The organism is Bacillus sp. TH13, assembly GCF_016651175.1.
Lineage (GTDB): Bacteria > Bacillota > Bacilli > Bacillales > Bacillaceae_G > Bacillus_A > Bacillus_A thuringiensis_S.
The window spans coordinates 2,494,441-2,518,511 of the sequence record NZ_JAEKEJ010000025.1; the positions used below are offsets into that span (position 1 = coordinate 2,494,441).

Sequence of the window (24,071 nt, forward strand, 5' to 3'; positions counted from 1 at the left end):
GCGGAAACAGGTTATATTTTATTGAGAATGATAATCAATGATTAATAGCTGAGGAGTGAGCACGAATGAATCGAGAAGAATTGTTTGATGTAACCGTGATAGGCGGAGGACCTGCAGGGCTTTATTCAGCTTTTTATAGTGGACTCAGAGAAATGAAAACGAAAATAATAGAATTTCAACCACATTTAGGTGGAAAAATACATGTGTATCCGGAAAAGATGATTTGGGATGTAGGAGGACTATTGCCAGTTACAGGTGATAAGTTAATTGAACAACTTGTACAGCAAGGGTTAACATTTAAGCCAGAAGTTGTATTAGATACAAAAGTAGAATCGATTATTCGTAATCAAGATGGTACTTTTACATTAAAAACAAGTACTGGCGAAGAACACTTTTCAAAAACAGTTATCGTCGCAACAGGAAGTGGTATATTGAAACCGCAAAAGTTATCTATTGAAGGTGCTGAGCGATTTGAAGTATCGAATTTAAATTATACAGTTAAATCTTTAAAGCGTTTCAAAGGTAAAACAGTTATTATTTCCGGTGGAGGCAATTCTGCTGTTGATTGGGCAAATGAATTGGAACCAATTGCGAAAAAAGTGTATGTAACCTATAGAAAAGAAGAATTATCTGGTCATGAAGCACAAGTAAAACAACTTATGAACAGCTCAGCGGAGTGTTTCTTTAATACATCGATTACAAAATTAATTGCTGGTGATAATCATGAAGCGATCGAATATGTAGAATTAACAAATCATGAAACAGGTGAGGTTTCTCATTTACCTATTGATGAAGTTATTATTAATCATGGATATGAACGCGACATTACATTATTAGAAAATAGTGAGTTAGACGTTGCAATTATAGATAATTATTATATTGCAGGTAATGCAAATAGTGAGTCTTCAGTAGATGGATTATATGCTGCTGGAGATATTTTAAAGCACGAAGGGAAACTACACTTAATTGCAGGTGCATTCCAAGATGCTGGAAATGCTGTGAATAAAGCAAAACAATTTATCCAACCAGATGCAAGTGAGTACGGAATGGTTTCTTCTCATAATGAAGTATTTAAGAAGAGAAATCGCGAACTGATTAAGCAGATGATGAAATAATAAGGAACAAGTATACCCCCACGTATTTCTCTATTCAAGTGGATGAGAGATGTACGTGGGGGTTTTCCTGTTTACTATATTTTCAATCATTATAATGACACCGGTTTCATCAGTTCATATGATATGAACATTTTATTGGTAAAGCATCCTAGACAACAATTTAGCTATGTTTTGCTTACGCAGAACATGGCTAAATTACGCTGTCCCTTTAGCGCGTTCATTAGGAAATGGCATATTTAGTATAGAAGCAATATACTGTTTTCCGTGTTTTCGAGCCAATGATTCTAATATTTGACGGACGCGTTTTGTAAGATGGCCTTGTTTTTTGATGGCTTCACAATATGCGTCATAGAAAGCATATTTAGCCCAAAGGAAATCATCTTGTTGGAATAAGAAATGATTTTTGTACCATTCACCAATTGTATGATAACAATTGTTTTCATGTATTGCTGTGCTTTGAGAAAGAAAACGATCAGATAAAGATACATTCAAATGAGAAATTGTGTTTTCTGTTTCAACTTGTAGTGTTTTTTCTAACATTGTAATGATGTGACGAGTAGCCATATGTTAACTCTCCTTTGTGTAAATGGGTAATACCATTCTATATTTAAAAAATTCTTACTATATAATACTATACAATATATGGAATGCATCTACCTGCTTTTTGAACTGCATTTACAAAATCTTTTTTATTTGTTTACAAAAATAAAGTAAAGTAAGATACAGTATAGATGAAAAAATAATAAAGGAATGAACGCATTGTATATAACAGTAGAAGAGACTGCGGAGTATTTGAATTTACCAAAATCGTATATTGAAGAGTTAATTCAGCAAAAGAAAATTCGTGCGCTATTCGATGGAGAGCAATACTTAGTAAATAAAGAACAATTCAATACGCATTTAGAACAAATGGAGAAATATAAGCAGTTAGTGGAAGAAATATTAAACGAACCAATTCCAGAAGATATGGATGTTAAAGACGAAGACTAAACTTAGGGAAATCCCGTATGAAGATATGCAGAAATGTATCTTCATACGGGATTTTTTGTTTAAATGTATCAAAATCCTAATGGGCACGCAGAATTTCTTATATTTTTGATAGGTAGTAGTCTACCATGTTAAAAGCATATTTTTTTCTAGCTAGGACAAACATAGAGAACGTAACCTGTACAGATACATATACTATCAGTGCAAAAGCTTATAAATTAATGGAAGGGGTTTTCTCGTGAGTTTATTTCATTGTGATTTTCTGAAAGACTTAATTGGATCTTTTGTGAGAGTAAACAGGGGTGGTCCAGAATCTCAAAAAGGGACAATAGTCGCTGTATGTTCGGATTACTTTGTATTAAAGAATGAAAAAGGAGAGCTCTATTACTATCAGATTCGTCATCTGAAAAGTATTACAAAAAATGCGAAAGATTGTAAAGCAGATGATTGCAGATGGTTTGAATGTGAATGTGAAGATGACTTTGAAAAGTTACTTCAAAGCTTCAAATATTGCTGGGTGAAAATTAATCGTGGTGGCCCAGAGAAAGTTGAAGGTATTTTACAAGATGTTTCTTGTGAATTTGTGACACTAATTGTAAAAGAAGAAGTTATATTAGTTGCAGTATCTCATATTAAGAGTGTAACAGTACCTTGTAGAGAGAGCGAAGAAAGCGACAGTGAAAGCGATAGTGATAGTGAAAGTAATAATTCGGGTCGAGCTCGCGCACAAAGACAGTCAAGTAGAGGAAGATAATAAGAAAGGAGGATACAAATTTGGAAAGTATATTATGCTGTGAACAAATTAAAGGCTTAGTCGGTGAGACTGTAAAAGTAAATCTTCGTGGACCAGAGAGTCGAGTGGGGGTACTTGTATCGTTAGGAAGAGATTACCTTACATTACAACTCCCTCTTGGTGAATTAGTATATTACCAATTGAAACATGTGAAGAGTCTAGTTAAGAAAGTGAAAGAAAGTAAATGTGGCGATGGCTATGTTTCATGTTTCTGCTCTGATGATGATACTTTTGTCGATGTATTACGTGACTTGAAGTATAAGTGGGTAAAGATTAATCGTGGCGGCCCAGAGTGTGTAGAAGGCCTATTAAGTGAAGTGCATGAAGAATATATTACGCTAGTAAACGGTGATGAAGTTATTTATATCATTAATTATCATATTAAGAGTGTGAGTCAAGTAGTGAAATGTAAAAAGAATGAAGATGAATAATGTTTAATAAATAAGAGGGGCATTATGAGGGAAAGAGAAGAACAATTTCTTATTTCGATAGTATGAAAAGGAATTACTTACTATTAAAACAGAACTTTGCCCTGATTATTTTTTTAGAAATGGAAGACAGGTAAGAAGAAATTCATAGGAAGGAGGATATAGATGAATGAGTTAAACAAAAGTATTGGAGAAAATATATATGTTAAATTAATCGGTGAAAAAAGATTTAAAGGTGTATTAATTGATGTAGGAAATGATATCGTTGTTCTTTACAATGGACAAGATTACGTATATATATCTTTATATCATGTACAATACTATAAATTTTTAAGACCATATGATGAAGAAATATCAAAACCAGATGTTGATTCTGTAATTAAGAGGGAATCCCCTTCAATTTCTTTGAGAAAAGTATTAAGTACTTCTAAAGGTATTTTTACAGAAGTTTATGTAGCAGGAAATGCTCCAATACATGGTTATGTTACAAGTGTGATGAACGACTATATTGTTTTTTATAGTCCGGTTTATAAAACGGTATATATATCTTTAAAGCATTTAAAATGGTTAATTCCGTATAAAGAAAACCAAGTACCGTACGCCCTCAATAAAAATGAACTCCCCGTAAATCCGTTAAATATTACGTTAGCTAGAACATTTGAAGAACAGCTTATTAAAATGACTGGGAAAATTATGGTGTTTGATTTAGGTGAGGAGTCCAATAAAATTGGAAAAATGGCGAAAATTGATGAAGGTCATATTGAAATATCAAAAGCACGTGATGCAAAAATGTATATGAATATTCAACATGTAAAATCCGTCCATTGTCCGTAGATTAGTTGAAAGGGCTGACTTTTTCTTTTATATGCAGAAGAAAAGGTCGAGCCTATTTATTTAGTTTAATTTGGATATGAGGGGAAAAATGAATTGAATATAAATATATTATAGTGTGATCTTTTTAAAAATAATTTTGTACTAATTTATAAAGAAATATGTACGAGCTATCTTTTATGTATTCAATTTATTTTTTGAGGAGGAGCTGCTCAACTAATTTATTAAAGGGGTTTTGTTTGTGGAGCAGTTTCCGAATTCGTTATCAATTACATTGCTTGGTAGTGCTGGTGGAGCAGCAAAAGCAGTTTTAGCAATTTTAAATCAAGCGATAGCAAATGAAAAAGATCCAATTTATGAAGTATTAAAGAATGCCAAATTTCATTTGGTGGATATAAAACAAAAAGACAGGACTTATTATGATGAGTTGTTTTCGAATTTGAAAGGTCGCTTATATTTATATGAAATAAACCTTCAAAATGTAGTGGAATTTAAACAACATTTAAAAGAAAAAAGAACGAGTGTTGTGATTGATGTTTCAGGGGCAGATACAATTAGAGTATTAAGCTGCTGTAATGAACTAGGAATTTGTTATATTAACTCAGCCTTGGAAAATGAGGCAGTAGATCAGGACGATAGCTTAATCGGCTTTCAGCTTACGGAAAGATATACAAGGTTTGAGAAGGAGAAAGAGAAATTTACAAATACAAAAGCGATTATAGGTTCAGGTATGAATCCAGGTGTTGTTCAATGGATGGTTGTTGAGCTTATGAAGGCACGACCAAATGAAAGGCCAAGAGCATGTTATATTGTAGAACATGACACATCGTTTTTGAATGATACAGCACTTATAAAGCCACATACACTTTATGCTTCATGGGCAGTAGAGCGATTTTTAGATGAAGCAATCTGGAGTTATCCGATGTATATGAGTCATCATCGTCCTCTTTACTTTTATGAAGATGTATATGCTTCAGAGTATAAAGTGAAGTTAGGAGAAAAAGAATTCTATGGTTGTTTAATGCCACATGAGGAAGTATTAATTTTAGGGAAAAACTTTAATCTGGAAGTTGGTTTTCTTTACCGAATTAATGAGTATACAACAAATATAATTAGACAGAACTTAGATCAAGTAGAAGATTTATGGAACTGGAATCGTAAAGTGTTTAATCCAGCGGAAGAAGAGGTTGCTGGAGAGGACTTGGTCGGTGTGTTACTCGTTTATGAAAATAGTGAGACATATATGTATAATGTGATGAATAGTAGCCAAGTTTTTCGTAAATATAAAACGAATGCAACGTATTTTCAAGTAGGGTGCGGGATTTATGCGGGCTTGTCCAGTTTACTTTTAGATCAATTTGAACAAGGTGCTTATTACGTTGAGGAGTTGTTATTAAATACAGAAAGTAAGTACGGTGAGTATTTAAATTTATATATGAAGGATTTTGTAATAGGGCATAATAATTTTACGGATGGATTGTTACATGACAGGGTAAGATGGATGTAAGTTGTTACCAAAAGGAAGGAAAGATCTCCTTCCTTTCATTATTATAAGGTTAAATATTGCCCTGAAAGCAATTTCATACTTATACTTTAAGGAGATAACAATGAAAGTTTTTTGTATCGATCAAGGGGAGTTTTTATATGAATAAATACAAGAGCTTGATTTATGAAGAAAGAAGAGCCTTAAAGGTATTTATATTATTATTTTATATTATATTCTTTTTATATGACGCTATATATTATTTTGTATATCCTGCTATGAATATTAGTGGAACAGCGGTAGGTTGGCCAGAAGGTAGTCTTGGGATAGGTGTGCCTATATTTGTAATAGCATTATTTCCTATTTCTATATATCTTCAAAAAAGAGGGTATGTATATTCTGTAAAATATTTATTTTTATTTGGGTACATGTTTATCAATCTTGTGAATAATTTAATGATTTATTTGCGAACGGATAGACCTTTTGAACATGGTAGTATGGTAGAAATGTTATTAATTTTATTTGCCCCAGTTTTCGTGAATAGAAAATACTTTTATTTAGTGTCCTTTAGTGTAATTGGAAAGTACGTATTTTTCACATTGCTATTACAAGATTTAAAAGTGGTAATTCCACTTGTTTTATGTATATTCTATTTCATTATTTCACATTCTTTATTAAAACGATTTCAATCTTATGTAAGAACAGTGGTTGAAATGATGAACAATATGAAAGAGACGGAAAATTTAGCTGTGATTGGGACTATGTCTACAACAATTGCCCATGAAATTCGAAATCCGCTAACAGCGTTAAAAGGGTTTACGCAAATGCAAAAAGAAAGAAATCCAACTGATACGATGAGCTACGACATTATGCTACAAGAAATTGAAAGGGTTAATGGATTTGTTAGTGAATTGATGTTGTTAGGAAAACCAAAGCCAACAAATTATGAAAGGTGTAATATACGAGACATCCTTCTATATGTTGTGCATCTAATGGAAAGTTATGCAACGCAATATAGAGTTAAATGTCATTTACAAGTAGATGGGAATTTACCGGCTATAAACGGTGATGACAAGCAATTAAAACAAGTGTTATTAAATATCATTAAAAATGGAATAGAATCAATGCCAGAGGGTGGAGAAATTCATATCCGTGCATATCAAAAAACGCAAGGACATTTGTGTATTTCTGTTGAAGACCAAGGATTTGGTATAGAGAATGAAAAATTAGAAAAAATTGGCAAGGCGTTTTACACAACAAAGGAGACTGGTACAGGACTTGGGTTAATGATTACATATAAAATTATTAAGGAACATCAAGGGAGTATCACGATCCAAAGTAGTCTAGGAGTAGGAACGAAAGTAGAAATTTTTCTGCCGACCGTTTAATGTATTGGGAGAAAAGATTTTTCAGAAAAGTGTTCTTGTTGTGTAAATATAAACATTTTATAAAATGTTTCAAGAAGGGTTTTTTTTATAAAATACTTCGTTTATAATGGAGGAAAATATCGACATGAGATTGATTGCTCATGTAGCGGTTCAGTGGTGTTATGAAAAGATAAGAAGGGGTGCACACGCATCCTTTTTTCTATGCAGATATTATGAAAGAGGTGGTATGATGGAATTAACATTAAATTCGACTGTATGTTTACACACGATTCAATTTCGAAAAGAGCAAAAGAATTATATTGTAAAAGATACAATTACAGGAGAAAAATATGAAATGCCGCCACTTTGGATTGATGCATTGGCAATGATGCGTGACGGTTTTTTATTGGGGGAAATTGAGGAGAAATTAAAAGAAGAGTATCCATCCGAAGAAGTGAATATGTTAGCATTCACGAGGCAACTGTTAGAACTAGAACTTGTTGAAATGGTAGATGGAGAAGAGATAGTTTGCACAAAGAAGAAAGAGATAGATTGTTTAGCTTGGGTGCGTCCCCGTGTGGAACAATTCTTTCTTAATTTAAATAGAAAATATAGAAGCAAAGACCAATAGTGGCCTTTGCTTTTTTTATCCCGCTATTTGCCGGGCAGTAAGACCCCCACCTCAAAATTCAGCGGAAGCAAAGAAGTTAGGTGTGGGATGAACAAAACCCCCACTGATTAAAGGTTCACTTTATAGGTTGTGTTTAAAATATAACAGCAAATGCTCTTGCGAAAGCACCGTCACTATTTTTAATTTTTAAAGGTGCGGCTGAGAAAAAGAAACGTTTTGCTTCGATAGCATCTAGATTTGTTAAGTTTTCGATTAAATAAATATTATTCCCTAGTAATATGTGATGAATCGGTGATGTTTCTGTTGTGACTTCATCAGGAGAAATGAAATCTAAACCGATAGATTTTACCTTTAATCGCACTAGTTCTTTAGCTAATTCTTCAGAAAGATAAAATGCTTCCTTCTCATAAGCTTCTGTATTCCATTTAGTGGATAGATTAGAATGAAAAATAACAATATCACCTTCTTTTATGTCAGTATTATGCAATACTGCCTTAGGTAATTTTCGCTCTTGAATATGTGTTACATCTATAAGAACAGCTTCGCCTACAAATTGATCCAGCGGTAATTGATCGATGGTCGTTGCGCCTGAAATAAAATGCGCAGGGGCATCACAATGCGTGCCAACATGAACGACAGAATGAAAATCTGTAACTTGATATCCTGATTCTTCAACACTTGTAACAGCTTCTAGTTGTATTTTAGGTGTTCCAGGAAATTGAGACATATTATTTTCAAATGTTTGCGATAGATCAATTACTTTCATTTTACATACCTCCAATATATGTTTTTCAAATAATAAAAAGCTCACCCTTCAATATCAAGAAAGGTGAGCTTTACATGCTAGTTGAGTTTTATCTTCCAAAATGCAATGCATTTTGCAGGAATTAGCACCTATTCAGTTTGTATAAACTGAGGTTGCTGGGCTTCAAAGGGCCGGTCCCTCTGCCTCTCTGGATAAAGAAGTATTTAATTTTTGAAATTGGAATTTTCCGATAGTTAAATTGTAATTCATTTCCTTTTTGCGTGCAATACAAAATAGGTATTCACCCAAATAAAGCTACGCGCATATTGTAGCTTATGTAAATAGAATGCTGCGAAGGAGTGAGTGCAGTGACAGGAAATGTATTGAATTATTATGCTGGTGGTAATACAGCTAGGGGATTTCATAATTTATACGAAGAGAATTTAAAAGGGTTAGACAGATTATTTATCTTAAAGGGTGGCCCAGGAACGGGGAAATCTTCTTTAATAAAGGCAATCGGTCGTGAATGGGTTGAAAAAGGATATGATATTGAATTTTTACATTGTTCTTCTGACAATAAATCGGTTGATGGTGTAATTATCCCAAAATTAAAAGCAGGAATTGTTGATGGGACATCGCCGCATGTTATTGAGCCAAAAATGCCAGGAGTTGTTGAAGAGTATATAAATTTAGGAATTGCTTGGGACTCAGATAAACTAAGAAAGCAGAAGTTAGAAATTGAAAGATTTGTTTCAGAAGCAAGCAAAGCTTTTCATTCTGCTTACGCACGTTTTAAAGAGGCATTGGTTATACATGATGAGTGGGAGAAGATATATATTGATAATATAGATTTTAATAAAGCAAATGAACTAACCAATCAGCTAATCCAGAAATTATTTGCAGATAAAAGCGGGAGACAATCGCTTGTAAAACATCGTTTTTTAGGAGCTGCTACACCGAAAGGAGCAGTTGATTTTGTCCCTAATTTAACAGAAGGGTTACCACATCGTTATTTTATAAAAGGGCGCCCAGGTTCTGGAAAATCAACGATGCTCAAAAAGTTAGCTAAGGCAGCTGAAGAAAAAGGGTTTGAAGTTGAAGTATATCATTGCGGATTTGACCCGAATAGTCTTGATATGGTTATCGTAAGAGAATTAGGCTTTGCAATTTTTGATAGCACTGCACCACATGAATATTTTCCAAGTCGCGAGGGTGATGAAATTATTGATATGTATGCCCTTATTGTTACGCCAGGGACGGATGAGAAATATGCGAAGGAAATTCGTGATGTCTCCATTCAATATAAAGCAAAAATGAATGAGGCGATGTCTTTCTTAGGGAAAGCAAAATCGGTTCGTGATAAATTAGAACGAATTTATATTGCTGCTATGGATTTTTCAATAGTAGATGCATATAAAGAGGAGATTCAAAAAGAGTTTGAACGAATTGCTACTACTGTAATCGAAAAGCAACAATAGACGTTTCATTAGGCTGTCAGTAATTTCTGACAGTTTTTTTGGTATGTAGTAAAATTAGTATTGTATTTGTCGAATTTCCAAGGAAATAATCAAAAAATGGAGGTGTTATGCAATGAGAGAGAAAATCGAGTTGGAGTTAGAAAGAATTGAAAAAGAGAATGATGTGAAAATTTTATTTGCGGTAGAATCAGGGAGTCGTGCTTGGGGTTTTCCATCGAAAGATAGCGATTATGATGTTAGGTTTGTTTATATACATCCGGTAGAATGGTATTTATCAATTCATGACAAACGAGATGTAATTGAATATCCAATTAGTGATGATTTAGATATAAGTGGTTGGGATATTAAAAAGGCGTTGCAACTATTCGCGAAGTCGAATCCTGCTTTACTTGAGTGGATTCAATCACCAATTTTTTATTCGAAAAACTCTAATTTTCCAGAACTACTTCAACAGATGAGTGAGAAGAATTTTGATCCAAAAGCAACGATATATCATTATTTACATATGGCGTCGAAAAATTATCGTGAATTTTTGCAAGGTGAGAATGTAAAGCTGAAAAAGTACTTTTATGTATTACGTCCCATTTTAGCTTGTAAGTGGCTAGAAGAGAAAGCGACTTTACCTCCTGTAGAATTTGACCGATTGATTACAGAATTATCATTAGAACGTAGCGTATTAGATGAAATTGAAAAGTTGTTAATAAAGAAAAAAGCAGGTACTGAATTAGATGTTGGATTGAAAATTAAGGTGCTAAATCAATTTTTAGAAGAACAAATTCATTACTATCAGGAATATGTAAAAGGAATTGAAAAGGGATCAGGAATCGATATTGAGAGTTTAAATACATTGTTTCGAGATATGTTGTTTGAAGCATATGAAAAAGAGCACAAGTAAGTTTGTGCTCTTTTATTTTGTAGGAATGAAGAAAACAGATATAGCTGCGATAAGACCTGCAAAGGAGAATAAGTAAAAATTCCATGCTAAGTCATATTGCATTGTCATAATAATACCGACGAGAATAGGGCCAGCAATTGCACCAACTCGGCCAAGTCCCAGTCCCCAGCCTAAGGAGGTAGCTCGGATATGTGATGGGAAGTATTGTGTTACATATGCATTTAATATTTGAGTAATACCGACCGATCCAATACCAGCAAGGCCAATTAAAAGATAAATGATTGTAACGGATGGCTTGATTGTTAATAGTCCGATACATATGGCTGCCATAAGATAAGAGATGCTAATAACAATTTTTGCGCCTATACGATCAGCAATTGCTCCAGCAAATAATGCGCCGATAGCTGCGGTAATATTTAGCATAAGTAGAAAAGACAGACTAGATCCAAGAGGATATCCCGCCTGGCGCATCATCTGTGGTAACCAAGTGTTTAAACCGTATATTAAAAACATTCCCATTATATAAGTGATCCAAAAAAGTAGCGTTGCTTTTATGTATTCTTTTGAGAATAAAGTAAAAAATCCATTTTTCTTTCGTATAGTAGATGGGTCTTGATGAGTTTTATCTTTTACATGAAATTCAACTTGAAAACGATTAAGAATTTGCTTCACTTCTTCTTGGCGATTACGTGATAATAAAAATTGAATGGACTCAGGTAAATAGCGAATAATGAAAGGAATGAGGAGTAGTGGAATCATTCCGATACCAAACATAATTCTCCATCCGAAATCTTCTAACATAAGCATGGACAAAATAGCACCTAACACGATACCTAAAGGATAGCCAGTAAACATAAGAGCATAAATAAAAGATTGCCTTTTTTTGAGTGAATATTCAACAGTGAGTGCTGAAGCCGTAGGGATAACACCGCCTAATCCGATTCCTCCTATAAATCGAGATAATCCAAATAACTCAGGAGAAGGAGCGATAGCCGCTAAACCCATTGTGATAGAAAAAAGTGCTAAACAGCATATAAGCGTCCATTTACGCCCAATTAGATCTGTAATCGTTCCAACTAGAATAGCCCCAATAAACATCCCAAATAAAGCATAGCTTGCAATTGTACCAGCGTGCGCTGGTGATAGCGCCCAGCTTTTGTCTTCTAGGAGCTTTGGTAGAACGGCACCGTAAATACCTAAATCATATCCATCAGCTAAAATGGCTAGCCAACAAATAAAAACAACAAGTTTTGTAATAGAGCTTGGAAAGATAGTTTCTGTAGATTCTAGATGAGGTGGAGCTGAAGGTTGCATAATATTCACCCCTTTTAATTTGTAGATGAATATATTATTTTATTTAATGTTAATATTTTCCTCCTTGTGTCGAATTTTATCTGAAAAGGGTTTATAACAAATAAAGAAGTTCAACAGTAATTCTGTTGAACTTCTTTATTTGTTTACTCATTATCAACTCGTTTTAACGGTTGATCTGCTGGGCCTTCAAGAACGTCTCCCTCAATTGAAAAACGAGAACCATGGCAAGGGCAATCCCAAGTACAATCACCATTATTCCATTCAACTTCACAGCCGAGATGTGTACAAGTTGTATCGACGATATGTAATTTTCCTTCTTTGTCCTTATAAGCACCTGCTCGTTTACCGTTAACATGTACGACAGATCCTTCACCAACTTCGAGATCTTCTGGCTTACGTAATGCGGTTTCAATCTTTCCTGCAATTAAATGTTTCGCAACATCAATGTTTTGGGAGAGGAACGTTTTTATATCTGGATTTGCATGGAAGCGTGATGGTGCATACAGTTCTTTATAGGGACTGTGAACTTTTAGGATGGAGTCCTTCAGTAGGTGAGCGGCAGCAGTTCCAGTTGTCATTCCCCATTTGCGATATCCAGTTGCAACAAATATATTTGGATTTCTTTCGTTAATATGTCCGATATAAGGAAGCTTATCTAGAGTAATTAAATCTTGTGCTGACCATCTATAAGGAACTTCATCTATTCCAAAAGTGGCTTCAGCAAAAGAATAGAGTGCTTCATAATGAAGCATCGTATTTATTCCCTGACCTGTTTTATGACTCTCTCCGCCAATCAAAATTAATTTTTCTCCATTGTTTGTTATATAGCGTAAGGAGCGCTTTGGATCATCAATACTTAAATACATGCCACCTGGATACTCCGTTTTTGCTTTTATTGCAAGAGCGTAGGAGCGTTCTGCGTACATTCGCGTAAAGAAAAAGCTATTCGCATCATAAAAAGGAAAATGTGAACAAGAGACGACATATTCACAAGTGATATGATGGCCCTCTTTTGTAATTATTTGTGGATAATCGCCCTTTTCCACATCCATAGCTGTTGTTTGTTCGTAGACCTTTCCGCCCATCTCCACAAACTTTTCTAAAAGTGTTTTTAAATAAAGAAGGGGATGGAATTGTGCTTGATTTTTCATTACAAGCGCAGATTGTACTGGAATAGGAATCGATAGAGATTGAACATAGTCACAAGGTATATTTAATTTTTGATAAGCTTCATATTCTTTCGATAAATTTCTTAATCCGTTATCAGTAGTTGTATATAAATATGAATCTTCATTTGAGAAATTACAGTCGATTTTATATGTTTGAACAGTTTTATTTATGAATTGTAGAGCCTTATTATTTGATTCATAGTAAAGCCGGGCCTTTTCTACACCGAAATGATTTATTAATTCATCATAAATAAGATCATGTTGTGCTGTTACTTTCGCTGTTGTATGCCCAGTCGTTCCGTTTAAAATACGACCAGAATCAATTAAAACAACATCGATGCCTTCTTTTGCAAGTAAATAGGCAGTAGTAATACCTGTAATACCAGCACCGATAATAGCAACTTTCGTCTTTATATTTTCGGATAAACGAGGGAAAGTAGGAAATTGAGTAGATTCAATCCAATAAGATAGCGGCAGTTGTGGAAATGTATCACTTGTCATTGCGGAAACCTCCTGATTTTAGAACAATTTTCCTTTTAATATTTCCATATTATATGAAATTCATGTGTGTTGTTTTAGAGGAAGTCTATTTTTATTAAAAGAGGGTATAAATTATTTTAATATAATTAATTAGGTGGGGCATTATGAAGAAGTAGGATTTATATAAAACTAAATTCAAATGATTCTGTTTGTTGATTACATAGAGAGTTATTGAATGAGATAGAGTCTATGCCGTTTAAGAAAATGTCTATATATAGTGGGTAAATCCTTATGAAATCTATACGTTTTCTTTAGTGAAATAAAGTATGATTATAAAAATATAACCAACTTTTATTACTAGGTCATAAAAGTTGTTGACAATATAGAAATTCTATTGTTATGATTCATCATGTGGAAAGGTTGATAGAGGGTAAAAAGAGAAATGTTTTTCATTGATAATAAAAGCGAAAAATAAGTGACGATAGAGTGAGTATATTTTCCTTATAATAGATGCTTTTTGGATCATCTAGTAAAATCAATCTGGAAGCAAGAATTGATATATGTAAGTTGCGCAAGGCGCGGCATAAGAAAGGGGCAAAAGGATGAAGGAGCTTCATACGTTTGGGTGGTATGCAGCACGTGTATCACCACATTTGCCGAAAAAAGCATTTAAACCAGTGCCTACTCGTTTATTTGGTGGACTGGCTTATTTGCTTGTGGCATTGGCGGGATTAATATCGATTGGTGTATTTGAATTGAATGTGTGGGCGAATCTAGGAATTGCGATTGTTCTTGGATTATGTTTTGCTTCACTAGGATTTTTAGGGCATGAAATTTTACATGGAACTGTTGTAAGAAAGGCATGGCTTCGCGACTTCTTAGGCGCTATTGCATTTATGCCATTATCAACAGGGCCAAAGCTTTGGAGAAAGTGGCATAATGCAACGCATCATGTTCATACACAGCATGAAGAGAATGATCCGGATGCATGGCCGACACTTGAGAAACTTAAGAAGAGTAAGTTTTTGAGTTGGGTATATCGTATGCCTCTACATGTACGTTCATTCTTTAGTTTTCTGTCACTAACAATTCAATTTACATTGCATTCGACTCGAATGTTCTTTCATTTTATAAAAGAGTTCAAGTCATCCAATCAAAAATCTGTATGGCTTCAACTTCTTTTGCCTTGGACAGTTTGGATTAGTTTATTGTTTATTATGGGACCTGGAAAATGGTTATTTGCATATGTCATTCCGTTGTTAATTGCTAACTTTATTGTAATGGCATATATCGCAACAAATCACCGCTTAAATCCAATTGTTCCAGTAAATGATCCGTTAGCAAACTGCTTATCAGTAACAGTGCCGCGCTGGGTAGACGTTTTACATTTCAATTTCTCATATCATACAGAACATCATCTGTTCCCTGCTATGAGCTCTAAATACTATCCGTTAGTAAAAGAGAAGATTAAAGAAATGTGGCCGGAACGTTATCACGAAATGCCGATGACAAAAGCATTGGCAGCACTTTGGAATACACCACGTGTGTATTATCACGGAAGTGAATTAGTTGATCCGCATAGAGAGCATTTCTACGGTTCTTTAGGAAATGGCTTAGACCCTCATAATATTTCATATCGTGAGGAACATATAGAAGAAAAAGAGAGTATTAAAAAAATAAATCAGTAAAAATTAATATACTTTTGCAGTGAAAAAGCAAGCCATCTCAGGCTTGCTTTTTCTTATAAAGAAACATCCTTTTTGTTCTTTTTATGGACTTGGAAGGAGTTAGTTTCTTTTCGTTGTAATCGTTTTTCTAAAAGATTAACAAAATAAGTAAATAGAAGAACAAGTACGAGATAGTATGCACCAACGATTATGTAAGTATCTAATTGTTGGAAGTTACCTGCTGCAATTGATAAACCCGATCCCCATAATTCGGACATTCCTACATAAGCAACAAGTGAAGAATCTTTTAATCCGATAATAAATTGGTTTCCTAGAGGAGGAAGAGACAGACGAAATGCTTGTGGTAATATAATTCGTCGCATAGCTAAAGGATAAGGCATGCCTAAAGAGCGAGCTGCTTCTAATTGTCCCCGGTCAACGGATTGAATGGATCCCCGGAAAATTTCCGTAATATATGCACCGTTATGAATTGCTAAAGCGATTGCTCCTGCCCAAAAAGGAGTGAAAACAACAACGGATGTAATTCCAAAATAGAGAATGGCAATTTGAACAATTAAAGGTGTACCACGAATAATAGCAATGTAGACATGAGCGATACTATTTAAAACTTTATTGTTAGAGATTCGAAAGAAAGCGAATAATAATCCAATTAATGAACCGAGTACTAGGGAAGTTAATGTTAATTGTAATGTGACAATAGTAGCTTTTAAGAGTGTGGGATAGGAAGAGATAAAAATTTCAAACATGCGTTTCACCTCATATTGTATAGATTTTAGTAGAGAATGAAATGCCCCACATAAAATGAACACTTAATCAGTGGGGCACTGTTTATGAATCTTTTGAATGGCTAACTTACTTCGTTTTTTCCTCTTCACCAAGAATATTACGCCCGAACCATTTTTTACTGATCTTTTCATACGCACCATCTTTAATGATTTCATCTAACGCTTTATTTACTTTCTCAACCATTTCTTTATCATCTTTGCGAATAGCAATTCCCATTTCATCAAGATTTAATGGTTTTCCGGCTTCTTTTATATTCGATTTTCCTTCTTTTATCATACGTAGACCAACCATTTGATCCGTAATTACTGCATCAACACGCCCAGGCTCTAAATCCATAAGAGCAGTAATATCACTGTCATATTCTGTGATTTGATCTGTATATTTTGCAACAAGATTTTTAAAGGTACTAGCTTTTACAACACCAATTTTCTTACCTTTTAAATCTTCTGGAGAAGAGATAGCGGTATTCTTTTTAGCCACAAAAATTTGGGCGCCAGAACGATAGTACGGATTTGAGAAACTAACAGCTTTTAAGCGCTCCTCTGTAATTGCCATACTACCCAGTATTACATCATATTTCTTCGCTTGAAGACCTTGAATTAGCGTTTCCCATGGGTTTGTAACTGGCGTAGCCTTCATGTTCATCTTTTTAGCAAGAGCTTCACCGATTTCTACATCAAAGCCGACAAGTTTGCCGTCATTTTCTTTATAGTTAAAAGGTTTGTATAATCCACTCATCGCATAGCGAAATTCTTTTTCACCATTTGATGAAGTAGTAGAGCTTTCTTTGCTACAAGCTCCTAGTATGAAGGATGTACATAGTGTAATGCTCGCAACAATGGTTAATAGTTTTCTTTTCATAAAACCCCTCCTATATATTGATCATACGGATGGTTTTCAGTATGTTATTGAAATATTTTATTTGGATGATTAGTTGTGCACCGTATGAATGTATTCCTTTTCGTTTGAAACAGAAGTTACATTATAAAACGTTGCGTAAAAATTGTTTTGCTCGTTCATGTGATGGAGCTGAAAAGAATTGTGCTGGCGGAGCATCTTCTACAATCTTTCCATCGTCCATAAAGATGACGCGATCAGCTACATCTTTTGCGAAATTCATTTCATGAGTAACAATAACCATTGTCATCCCTTCTTCAGCAAGTTCTTTCATAACTTGCAATACTTCTCCAACAAGTTCAGGGTCTAAAGCTGAGGTAGGCTCATCAAATAGCATAATCTTAGGGCTCATTGCAAGAGCTCGTGCAATGGCAATGCGCTGTTTTTGACCACCTGAAAGAAGATGAGGAGTTACATCCGCTTTATCTTGAAGGCCGACTTTTTGGAGAAGTTGATTTCCAATATCCTTTGCATTTGCTTTCTCTAATTTTTTTACGTGAATAGGTGCTTCTATGATGTTTTCTAGTGAGGTCATATGAGGAAAGAGGTTAAAGTGCTGAAAAACCATACCGACATTTTCACGGACTTTATTTAAATTTGAATGCTTTGGATCAATTCGCTCACCTTGTAAGTGGATTTCACCTTCATCGTACATTTCTAAAAAGTTAAGACAGCGAAGTAATGTACTTTTACCAGAACCACTGGCACCAATTAAAACAACAACTTCTTTTTCTTTTACTTCTAAATCAATTCCTTTTAACACATCAAGTGAACCGAATGACTTTACTAGATTTCGAACCTGAATCATACAAATCCCCCAGTTAAAAATATATTTTACAAATGTTGCCCCTTATTTCTGTTATTAGTCATAAATTGTCAGAATCCTTTATTTTTTTCATGCAATTTGATATTCAAAGAAATAATATTTTTTAAAATCTCTATATCCTTCTATAATGAAAATATGGATAATAATATATAGGTAGTATTTATATTGCTTATAAAAAGGGGGAAAGGGAAGATGGAAAAAGAAAGGAAAACATTTTCTTTTGGATTACGTACACAACTTATGCTATTCACTACAGTTTTAGCTTTCATTACATATTCAACAAGTATATTTTTTATTTACGTGATATACGATTATTTTCAAAGTTATGTAAGTCAAACTGTATATAATATTATCGTTATGTTATTAGGGGTAGTATGGTCTGGAATTTTAGCATATGGAGCAGCCGTATTTTTAATTAAACCACTTCGCAAGTTAGAGGAAGCGGCAAGAAAAGCAGCTGAGGGTGATATTCGTGAAGATGTTCCATTACCGAAGACAGATGATGAAATTAAATCTTTAAGTGTTGCATTTAATATGATGTTAGGAAACTTAAGGGGCATGGTAAAAAATATTGATACAACATTTTCGTATACAAATAATCAAGTACAGCAGATTAGAAAACAAACAGGCGAAGCAACGAGACAAGCGCAAGGTGTATCTGAGACACTTGCAGAGATTTCTTCAGGCGCTGAGCAATCAGCGGCATCAATTCAAGCAATTGTTTCTGCTGTTGATACAACGACGTCTATTGCAAGTGAAGTAGAAGAAAAAGCGAAGCAGTCTGATACGTTGTCTTCAGAAATGGTTCAAGCTTTAGGGCATAGTACTCGTGTCTTTACGTCTTTAATTCAAGGTATTCAAACATTGGCAAAAGAAAATGAAGATTCAATGCAAAATGTACAGAAGTTAGAAGAACGAATGAAACAAGTAGAACATATTGTGTCTGTTGTGAGTGCGATTGCTAGCCAAACGAATTTATTAGCACTAAATGCTTCTATTGAGGCAGCTCGCGCAGGAGAGCATGGGAGAGGCTTTGCGGTTGTTGCGGAAGAAGTACGGAAACTTGCTGATGAAAGCGATCATTCTGCAAGAAACATATCGCAGTTATTACGAAATATGCAAGATGAAGTACAACAAGTTGCAATGAAAATGACAGAACAAGTGAAAATAGCTAAAGAAGAGGCGAAACGTGGGGAAGCTACGGAATTAATTTTAAAAGAAATGTCATCAAGTGTTATGGAAGTAGCCGATGCAACTCAGCAAATCAGTAGTTATATGAATGAACAAGTGAGCCACATTCATCAAACAGGAGCACAAACAAAAGCTGTAGCAGCAATTGCTGAAGAAACGTCAGCCGGTTCGCAAGAAGTGGCGCGTGTGACGCTACAACAGTCTAAAAATATGGTAGTAATCGATCAATTATTAAAGGATTTAGAGAAGCAAGCAACTGATTTGAAACAAACAATTGAACGATTTTCGATGTAAAAGGAAGAACAGAATGCTGTTCTTCTCTTTTTTATTTAGCTTGATTTAATATTTACAGTTAAACTATGAACGTTTCCGCAACATTCTTTTCTGTCCCTTTCGGATGAAAATTATAGCGAGCTATAATATTAAAAGGGGTGTCTTTTATGAAAAAAGAAAAAAGACAACGGTTAATTAAACAATTTGTAAAGGAGTATGAAATAGATAAGCAAGAAAGATTAGTAGAATTGTTAGCAAAAAAAGATGTATTAGTAACACAAGCTACGGTTTCTCGCGATATTCGTGAGTTAAACTTAACGAAGGTACCTTCTCAAGAAGGATTAATGATATATAAAGTTTTCACAGAAGAGCATTTACAAACTGATATAAAGTTAAAGAAAAAATTACGAGAGGTTGTTGTAAAAATTGATTGTGTAGATCAATTAATGGTTATTAAAACATTACCTGGTAATGCACATGTTATTGGTGTTTTATTTGATGAGTTAGATTGGAAAGAAAAAATAGGATGTATATGTGGAAATGATACATGCCTTATAATTTCACAGTCGAAATCAGATAGGGAGATTATAGAAGAAAGATTAAATTTAATTATTTAGATAAAAAAATCCTGTTTTTAATAAAATTAAAAACAGGATTTTTGTTTAAATACGGAAGTTAAATATTCAACATATATGCGTAATATATGTATTTTTTATTGAGAAAGCGAGATAGTTTGTTATAAAAATACATATTCGTATGATTTTAAAAAAATTACTTGTTTAATATTTCACAATGATAATGTGGATGCTTTCACAAAGATGAAAGTGCAGAGCATTTATTATGTACTTGTAAGACATCAAACATATTTAAAAGGAGGTACAACAAATGAAACATCCGATACATGTTACTTCAGAAATTGGGGAATTACAAACGGTTTTATTAAAACGACCGGGTAAAGAAGTGGAAAACTTGACGCCAGATTATTTGCAGCAATTATTATTTGACGATATTCCATACTTGCCAATTATTCAAAAAGAGCATGATTATTTTGCACAAACGTTACGCAATCGGGGTGTTGAAGTTCTATATTTAGAAAAACTAGCTGCTGAGGCGTTAGTAGATAAAAAACTTCGAGAAGAATTTGTTGATCGTATTTTAAAAGAAGGACAGGCCGACGTAAATGTTGCACATCAAACTTTAAAAGAATATTTACTCTCCTTTTCAAATGAAGAATTAATTCAAAAAATTATGGGCGGTGTACGGAAAAACGAAATTGAAACAAGTAAGAAGACACATTTATATGAATTAATGGAAGATCACTATCCGTTTTACTTAGATCCAATGCCTAATTTATATTTTACTCGTGATCCAGCAGCTAGCGTGGGCGATGGTTTAACGATAAATAAGATGAGAGAACCAGCGCGTAGACGTGAATCATTATTCATGGAGTACATCATTAAATATCATCCAAGATTTGTAAAACATAATGTACCAATCTGGTTAGATCGTGATTATAAATTTCCAATTGAAGGTGGCGACGAGCTAATTTTAAATGAAGAAACAATTGCGATTGGAGTATCTGCTCGTACTTCAGCTAAAGCAATTGAACGTTTAGCTAAAAATCTCTTTAGCCGACAAAATAAAATTAAGAAAGTGTTAGCAATAGAAATTCCAAAATGCCGAGCATTTATGCATTTAGATACAGTATTTACAATGGTTGATTATGACAAGTTTACAATTCACCCAGCCATTCAAGGGCCAAAAGGGAATATGAATATTTATATTTTAGAAAAAGGAACAGATGAGGAAACTCTTAAAATTACACATCGTAATTCTTTAATGGAAGCGTTAAAAGAGGTATTAGGCTTAAGTGAATTAGTTCTTATTCCATGTGGAGGAGGAGATGTAATTGCTTCTGCTCGTGAACAATGGAATGATGGCTCGAACACATTAGCAATCGCGCCAGGTGTAGTTGTTACATATGATCGCAACTATGTATCCAATACGTTATTACGGGAACACGGTATAGAAGTGATTGAGGTGCTAAGTTCGGAATTATCTCGTGGGCGTGGGGGTCCACGTTGCATGAGTATGCCAATTGTTCGTAAAGATATTTAGTATAAATAATGGAGAAAGTAGGGATGAAGTATGTTAATGACTAGACCAAATTTAAAAGGAAGAAGCTTTCTAGCAGAAAAAGATTTTACACAAGAAGAATTGTTATATTTTCTAGATTTGGCAGCAGAATTAAAAGAGAAAAAGAAAAATGGTATCCCGCATCATTATTTAGAAGATAAGAATGTAGCGCTCTTATTTGAAAAAACCTCCACTCGTACGCGCTGTGCATTTACAGTAGCATGTACAGATTTAGGGGCGAATCCTGAATATTTAGGGAAAGGTGATATTCAGCTTGGGAAAAAAGAATCCGTAGAGGATACAGCGAAAGTGTTAGGGCGTATGTTTGACGGAATTGAGTTTCGTGGATTTAGTCATGAAACTGTAGAATCTTTAGCACAAAATTCTGGTGTGCCAGTTTGGAATGGATTAACAGACATGTGGCATCCAACACAAACACTAGCAGATTTATTAACAATTAGAGAACATGTAGGGAAATTAAAAAATGTGAAGCTCGTTTACGTTGGAGATGGACGAAATAATGTTGCTAATAGCTTACTAGTTGGTGGAGCAATCATTGGAATGGATGTACGTATTTGTACACCGGAATCTTTATGGCCTGCACAAGAAGTAATTGATTTAGCAAAAAAATATAATGAACAGGTAATGATAACAAGTAATGTGGAAGAAGCTGTTGCGAGTGCAGATGTAATTTATACAGATGTATGGGTGTCTATGGGGGAAGAAGAAAAATTTGCTGAACGTGTCGAGTTATTGAAACCTTATCAAGTAAATATGAAAATGATTAAAGAAACAGGGAATGAAAACGTGATTTTCTTACATTGTTTACCTGCATTTCATGATGTTGAAACGATGTATGGCGAAGAAGTTTATGAGAAATATGGATTGAAAGAAATGGAGGTAACTGACGAAGTATTCCGCAGTAAACATTCAAAAGTATTTGATCAAGCTGAAAATAGAATGCATACAATTAAAGCGGTTATGGCAGCTACTTTAGGAAACATGGAGTAAAGAAGAAAGGGAGTCTTCCTTTCTTCTTTCTCCTCCTTTAGACACTATCATTCACTATTGCTTTTGTATTGTTATTGCAATTAAAGAGAGGTGAGTGGAATGGGTGAAGATAAGAAATTAGGGTTGTTTACACTAACGGCTCTTGTAGTTGGGTCTATGATTGGCGGTGGAGCCTTTAATTTAGCGAGTGATATGGCAAAAGGTGCTGGTGCTGGAGCCATTATTATTGGCTGGGTTATAACAGGAATTGGGATGATTGCACTTGGATTATCTTTTCAAAATCTAACTGTAAGACGGCCAGATTTAGATGGTGGTATTTTTAGCTATGCAAAAGCAGGATTTGGTAATTTTATGGGATTTAATAGTGCGTGGGGATACTGGCTATCTGCTTGGCTTGGGAATGTAGCTTACGGTACATTATTATTTTCTTCATTAGGATATTTCTTCCCGATCTTTGAAGGCGGTCAAAATGTAGAATCCATTATTGGTGCAAGCGTATTATTGTGGTGTGTTCACATGTTAATTTTACGTGGAGTTCAATCAGCAGCACTTGTGAATTTAGTAACTACAATCGCAAAATTAGTACCTGTATTTGTATTTATTGTCATAGGAATCTTCGCGTTTCATATTGATACGTTCTTAGATGGATTTTGGGGGCAAACTGGTTCTTTTTCATGGGGAGCAGTTGGCAGCCAAGTTAAAAGTACAATGCTTGTAACTCTATGGGTATTTATTGGTGTAGAAGGGGCTGTTGTTTTATCCAGTCGAGCAAAAAATAGAAGTGATGTAGGGAAAGCAACGGTTATTGGCTTAATTGGTACACTCATCATTTACATTTTAATCACATTATTGTCTCTTGGACTTATGCAGCAAGCAGATATTGCTGGTTTGAAAAATCCAGCTATGGCTTATTTATTTGAAAGTGTTGTTGGAAAATGGGGTGCTATCTTTATAAATTTAGGTTTGGTCATCTCTGTATTAGGTGCTTGGTTAGGTTGGACTTTGCTCGCTTCTGAAATTCCATATTTAGCGGCTAAAGATGGAGTATTTCCAAAATGGTTCGCAAATGAAAATAAAAATAAGGCTCCAGTAAATTCATTATGGATAACAAATGGTTTAATTCAAATATTCTTGTTAACATTCGTCGTTTCTGATCAGGCGTATAACTTTGCATTCTCTTTAGCATCTTCAGCCATTTTAATCCCATATGCTTTTTCAGCATTTTATCAACTGAAGCATAGCTTAAAATCTGAAGAAGTAGATCGAAATAAAAATATAATAATTGGTTTGATAGCAAGTATTTATGGTGTGTGGTTAGTTTATGCAGCTGGTTTAGAGTATTTATTATTAACAATGACTTTATATGCGCCAGGTATTTTTATTTTTTACAATGTTCAAAAGCAAAAGAGTTCGAAGCAAATATTTACTCGAGTGGAATTAGCATCATCCGTAGCAATTGGTGCTTTAGCATTCTTTGCGATTTATGGATTAATTACAGGCAGTATTACTTTATAAAGCGCTGTGAAAGCGAAATCAACTGGAGGGCT

The 24,071-nt window shown here is 34.3% G+C and carries 22 protein-coding genes, 2 pseudogenes and 1 riboswitch; of the genes and pseudogenes, 17 read left to right on the plus strand and 7 right to left on the minus strand.

Annotated elements, in window-relative coordinates; genetic code table 11:
* The first annotated feature begins 65 nt into the window (after positions 1-65).
* Positions 66-1,115 carry an NAD(P)/FAD-dependent oxidoreductase gene (locus tag JFU02_RS21410; protein WP_001078268.1) on the plus strand — a complete coding sequence of 350 codons (1,050 nt, stop codon included), beginning with the start codon at positions 66-68 and terminating at the stop codon, positions 1,113-1,115.
* A gap of 195 nt (positions 1,116-1,310) precedes the next feature.
* Here the strand turns inward: JFU02_RS21410 and JFU02_RS21415 are convergent, their stop codons facing one another.
* Positions 1,311-1,679, minus strand: a complete 369-nt coding sequence (locus tag JFU02_RS21415) for a hypothetical protein (RefSeq protein ID WP_000235474.1) — start codon at positions 1,677-1,679, stop codon at positions 1,311-1,313.
* Between the two features lie 186 nt (positions 1,680-1,865).
* On the opposite strand from JFU02_RS21415, the gene JFU02_RS21420 reads away from it, so the two are divergent.
* From JFU02_RS21420 to JFU02_RS21450, 7 genes are all read left to right on the plus strand, one after another.
* Complete coding sequence (locus JFU02_RS21420; protein ID WP_001998970.1) at positions 1,866-2,105, plus strand: helix-turn-helix domain-containing protein; 240 nt, start codon at positions 1,866-1,868, stop codon at positions 2,103-2,105.
* Between the two features lie 235 nt (positions 2,106-2,340).
* A complete protein-coding gene (locus tag JFU02_RS21425; protein ID WP_097960254.1) occupies positions 2,341-2,856 on the plus strand; it encodes a spore coat protein in 516 nt (171 codons plus the stop codon).
* Positions 2,857-2,876: 20 nt separating this feature from the next.
* Positions 2,877-3,326, plus strand: a complete 450-nt coding sequence (locus JFU02_RS21430) for a hypothetical protein (protein WP_061666188.1) — start codon at positions 2,877-2,879, stop codon at positions 3,324-3,326.
* 162 nt (positions 3,327-3,488) lie between these two features.
* Positions 3,489-4,157 (plus strand): LSm family protein, encoded by a 669-nt coding sequence (locus tag JFU02_RS21435; RefSeq protein ID WP_001004280.1) that lies wholly within the window; start codon positions 3,489-3,491, stop codon positions 4,155-4,157.
* A gap of 238 nt (positions 4,158-4,395) precedes the next feature.
* Positions 4,396-5,661, plus strand: coding sequence for an S-adenosylmethionine decarboxylase related protein (locus tag JFU02_RS21440; RefSeq protein ID WP_097820936.1), 1,266 nt, complete (start codon positions 4,396-4,398; stop codon positions 5,659-5,661).
* Between the two features lie 137 nt (positions 5,662-5,798).
* The gene (locus JFU02_RS21445; RefSeq protein WP_001046109.1) at positions 5,799-7,025 is read left to right on the plus strand and encodes an ATP-binding protein; all 1,227 of its coding nucleotides are present in this window, start codon (positions 5,799-5,801) and stop codon (positions 7,023-7,025) included.
* Between the two features lie 229 nt (positions 7,026-7,254).
* On the plus strand, positions 7,255-7,635 hold the full coding sequence (locus JFU02_RS21450) for a hypothetical protein (protein WP_098013694.1): 381 nt from the start codon (positions 7,255-7,257) through the stop codon (positions 7,633-7,635).
* A gap of 133 nt (positions 7,636-7,768) precedes the next feature.
* Here the strand turns inward: JFU02_RS21450 and JFU02_RS21455 are convergent, their stop codons facing one another.
* The gene (locus JFU02_RS21455) at positions 7,769-8,401 is read right to left on the minus strand and encodes a cyclase family protein (protein ID WP_000862977.1); all 633 of its coding nucleotides are present in this window, start codon (positions 8,399-8,401) and stop codon (positions 7,769-7,771) included.
* Between the two features lie 85 nt (positions 8,402-8,486).
* A riboswitch (SAM riboswitch) is annotated at positions 8,487-8,599 on the minus strand.
* Between the two features lie 149 nt (positions 8,600-8,748).
* Between JFU02_RS21455 and JFU02_RS21460 the strand changes: the two genes are divergently transcribed.
* Both JFU02_RS21460 and JFU02_RS21465 read left to right on the plus strand, forming a co-directional pair.
* Positions 8,749-9,858, plus strand: coding sequence for a PRK06851 family protein (locus JFU02_RS21460; protein ID WP_097820811.1), 1,110 nt, complete (start codon positions 8,749-8,751; stop codon positions 9,856-9,858).
* Between the two features lie 112 nt (positions 9,859-9,970).
* Complete coding sequence (locus JFU02_RS21465; protein ID WP_201071638.1) at positions 9,971-10,753, plus strand: nucleotidyltransferase domain-containing protein; 783 nt, start codon at positions 9,971-9,973, stop codon at positions 10,751-10,753.
* A 12-nt stretch (positions 10,754-10,765) separates the two neighbouring features.
* On the opposite strand, the gene JFU02_RS21470 is transcribed toward JFU02_RS21465, so the two are convergent.
* A complete protein-coding gene (locus JFU02_RS21470; RefSeq protein ID WP_001183076.1) occupies positions 10,766-12,067 on the minus strand; it encodes an MFS transporter in 1,302 nt (433 codons plus the stop codon).
* A gap of 143 nt (positions 12,068-12,210) precedes the next feature.
* Positions 12,211-13,737: an FAD-dependent oxidoreductase gene (locus JFU02_RS21475; protein WP_000199984.1), complete on the minus strand. Its 1,527-nt coding sequence runs from the start codon at positions 13,735-13,737 to the stop codon at positions 12,211-12,213.
* A gap of 581 nt (positions 13,738-14,318) precedes the next feature.
* On the opposite strand from JFU02_RS21475, the gene desB reads away from it, so the two are divergent.
* A complete protein-coding gene (gene desB / locus JFU02_RS21480; RefSeq protein ID WP_000661220.1) occupies positions 14,319-15,404 on the plus strand; it encodes a Delta(10) desaturase DesB in 1,086 nt (361 codons plus the stop codon).
* A 53-nt stretch (positions 15,405-15,457) separates the two neighbouring features.
* Here the strand turns inward: desB and JFU02_RS21485 are convergent, their stop codons facing one another.
* The 3 genes from JFU02_RS21485 to JFU02_RS21495 form a co-directional block, all read right to left on the minus strand.
* Entirely contained in the window at positions 15,458-16,213 is a 756-nt protein-coding gene (locus JFU02_RS21485) for an amino acid ABC transporter permease (RefSeq protein WP_116366276.1), read from the minus strand.
* Positions 16,214-16,256: 43 nt separating this feature from the next.
* Positions 16,257-17,051, minus strand: coding sequence for an ABC transporter substrate-binding protein (locus JFU02_RS21490; protein WP_097820813.1), 795 nt, complete (start codon positions 17,049-17,051; stop codon positions 16,257-16,259).
* Positions 17,052-17,172: 121 nt separating this feature from the next.
* Positions 17,173-17,895 carry an amino acid ABC transporter ATP-binding protein gene (locus JFU02_RS21495; RefSeq protein ID WP_000616920.1) on the minus strand — a complete coding sequence of 241 codons (723 nt, stop codon included), beginning with the start codon at positions 17,893-17,895 and terminating at the stop codon, positions 17,173-17,175.
* A gap of 375 nt (positions 17,896-18,270) precedes the next feature.
* On the opposite strand from JFU02_RS21495, the pseudogene JFU02_RS32800 reads away from it, so the two are divergent.
* The 6 genes and pseudogenes from JFU02_RS32800 to arcD form a co-directional block, all read left to right on the plus strand.
* Positions 18,271-18,456 (plus strand): annotated as a pseudogene (locus JFU02_RS32800) (HAMP domain-containing protein); the annotation flags it as partial.
* Positions 18,457-18,825: 369 nt separating this feature from the next.
* Positions 18,826-19,398 (plus strand): annotated as a pseudogene (locus tag JFU02_RS32805) (methyl-accepting chemotaxis protein); the annotation flags it as partial.
* A gap of 146 nt (positions 19,399-19,544) precedes the next feature.
* Positions 19,545-19,994, plus strand: coding sequence for an arginine repressor (gene argR / locus JFU02_RS21505; RefSeq protein WP_000711828.1), 450 nt, complete (start codon positions 19,545-19,547; stop codon positions 19,992-19,994).
* A gap of 268 nt (positions 19,995-20,262) precedes the next feature.
* Positions 20,263-21,495, plus strand: a complete 1,233-nt coding sequence (arcA, locus tag JFU02_RS21510; RefSeq protein ID WP_000682341.1) for an arginine deiminase — start codon at positions 20,263-20,265, stop codon at positions 21,493-21,495.
* 30 nt (positions 21,496-21,525) lie between these two features.
* Positions 21,526-22,524: an ornithine carbamoyltransferase gene (gene argF / locus JFU02_RS21515; RefSeq protein ID WP_000930285.1), complete on the plus strand. Its 999-nt coding sequence runs from the start codon at positions 21,526-21,528 to the stop codon at positions 22,522-22,524.
* 99 nt (positions 22,525-22,623) lie between these two features.
* Positions 22,624-24,039: an arginine-ornithine antiporter gene (gene arcD, locus JFU02_RS21520; protein WP_097888747.1), complete on the plus strand. Its 1,416-nt coding sequence runs from the start codon at positions 22,624-22,626 to the stop codon at positions 24,037-24,039.
* Positions 24,040-24,071 lie beyond the last annotated feature (32 nt).

Bases quoted from the DNA above. Each gene is read 5' to 3' on its own strand.
- JFU02_RS21450 (WP_098013694.1), top strand. From the start codon at position 7,255: ATGGAATTAACATTAAATTCGACTGTATGTTTACACACGATTCAATTT.
- JFU02_RS21490 (WP_097820813.1), bottom strand. From the start codon at position 17,051: ATGAAAAGAAAACTATTAACCATTGTTGCGAGCATTACACTATGTACA.
- desB (WP_000661220.1), top strand. From the start codon at position 14,319: ATGAAGGAGCTTCATACGTTTGGGTGGTATGCAGCACGTGTATCACCA.
- argF (WP_000930285.1), top strand. From the start codon at position 21,526: ATGTTAATGACTAGACCAAATTTAAAAGGAAGAAGCTTTCTAGCAGAA.
- JFU02_RS21465 (WP_201071638.1), top strand. From the start codon at position 9,971: ATGAGAGAGAAAATCGAGTTGGAGTTAGAAAGAATTGAAAAAGAGAAT.
- argR (WP_000711828.1), top strand. From the start codon at position 19,545: ATGAAAAAAGAAAAAAGACAACGGTTAATTAAACAATTTGTAAAGGAG.
- JFU02_RS21420 (WP_001998970.1), top strand. From the start codon at position 1,866: ATGAACGCATTGTATATAACAGTAGAAGAGACTGCGGAGTATTTGAAT.
- JFU02_RS21445 (WP_001046109.1), top strand. From the start codon at position 5,799: ATGAATAAATACAAGAGCTTGATTTATGAAGAAAGAAGAGCCTTAAAG.
- JFU02_RS21435 (WP_001004280.1), top strand. From the start codon at position 3,489: ATGAATGAGTTAAACAAAAGTATTGGAGAAAATATATATGTTAAATTA.
- arcA (WP_000682341.1), top strand. From the start codon at position 20,263: ATGAAACATCCGATACATGTTACTTCAGAAATTGGGGAATTACAAACG.
- JFU02_RS21475 (WP_000199984.1), bottom strand. From the start codon at position 13,737: ATGACAAGTGATACATTTCCACAACTGCCGCTATCTTATTGGATTGAA.
- JFU02_RS21415 (WP_000235474.1), bottom strand. From the start codon at position 1,679: ATGGCTACTCGTCACATCATTACAATGTTAGAAAAAACACTACAAGTT.
- arcD (WP_097888747.1), top strand. From the start codon at position 22,624: ATGGGTGAAGATAAGAAATTAGGGTTGTTTACACTAACGGCTCTTGTA.
- JFU02_RS21455 (WP_000862977.1), bottom strand. From the start codon at position 8,401: ATGAAAGTAATTGATCTATCGCAAACATTTGAAAATAATATGTCTCAA.
- JFU02_RS21470 (WP_001183076.1), bottom strand. From the start codon at position 12,067: ATGCAACCTTCAGCTCCACCTCATCTAGAATCTACAGAAACTATCTTT.
- JFU02_RS21495 (WP_000616920.1), bottom strand. From the start codon at position 17,895: ATGATTCAGGTTCGAAATCTAGTAAAGTCATTCGGTTCACTTGATGTG.
- JFU02_RS21410 (WP_001078268.1), top strand. From the start codon at position 66: ATGAATCGAGAAGAATTGTTTGATGTAACCGTGATAGGCGGAGGACCT.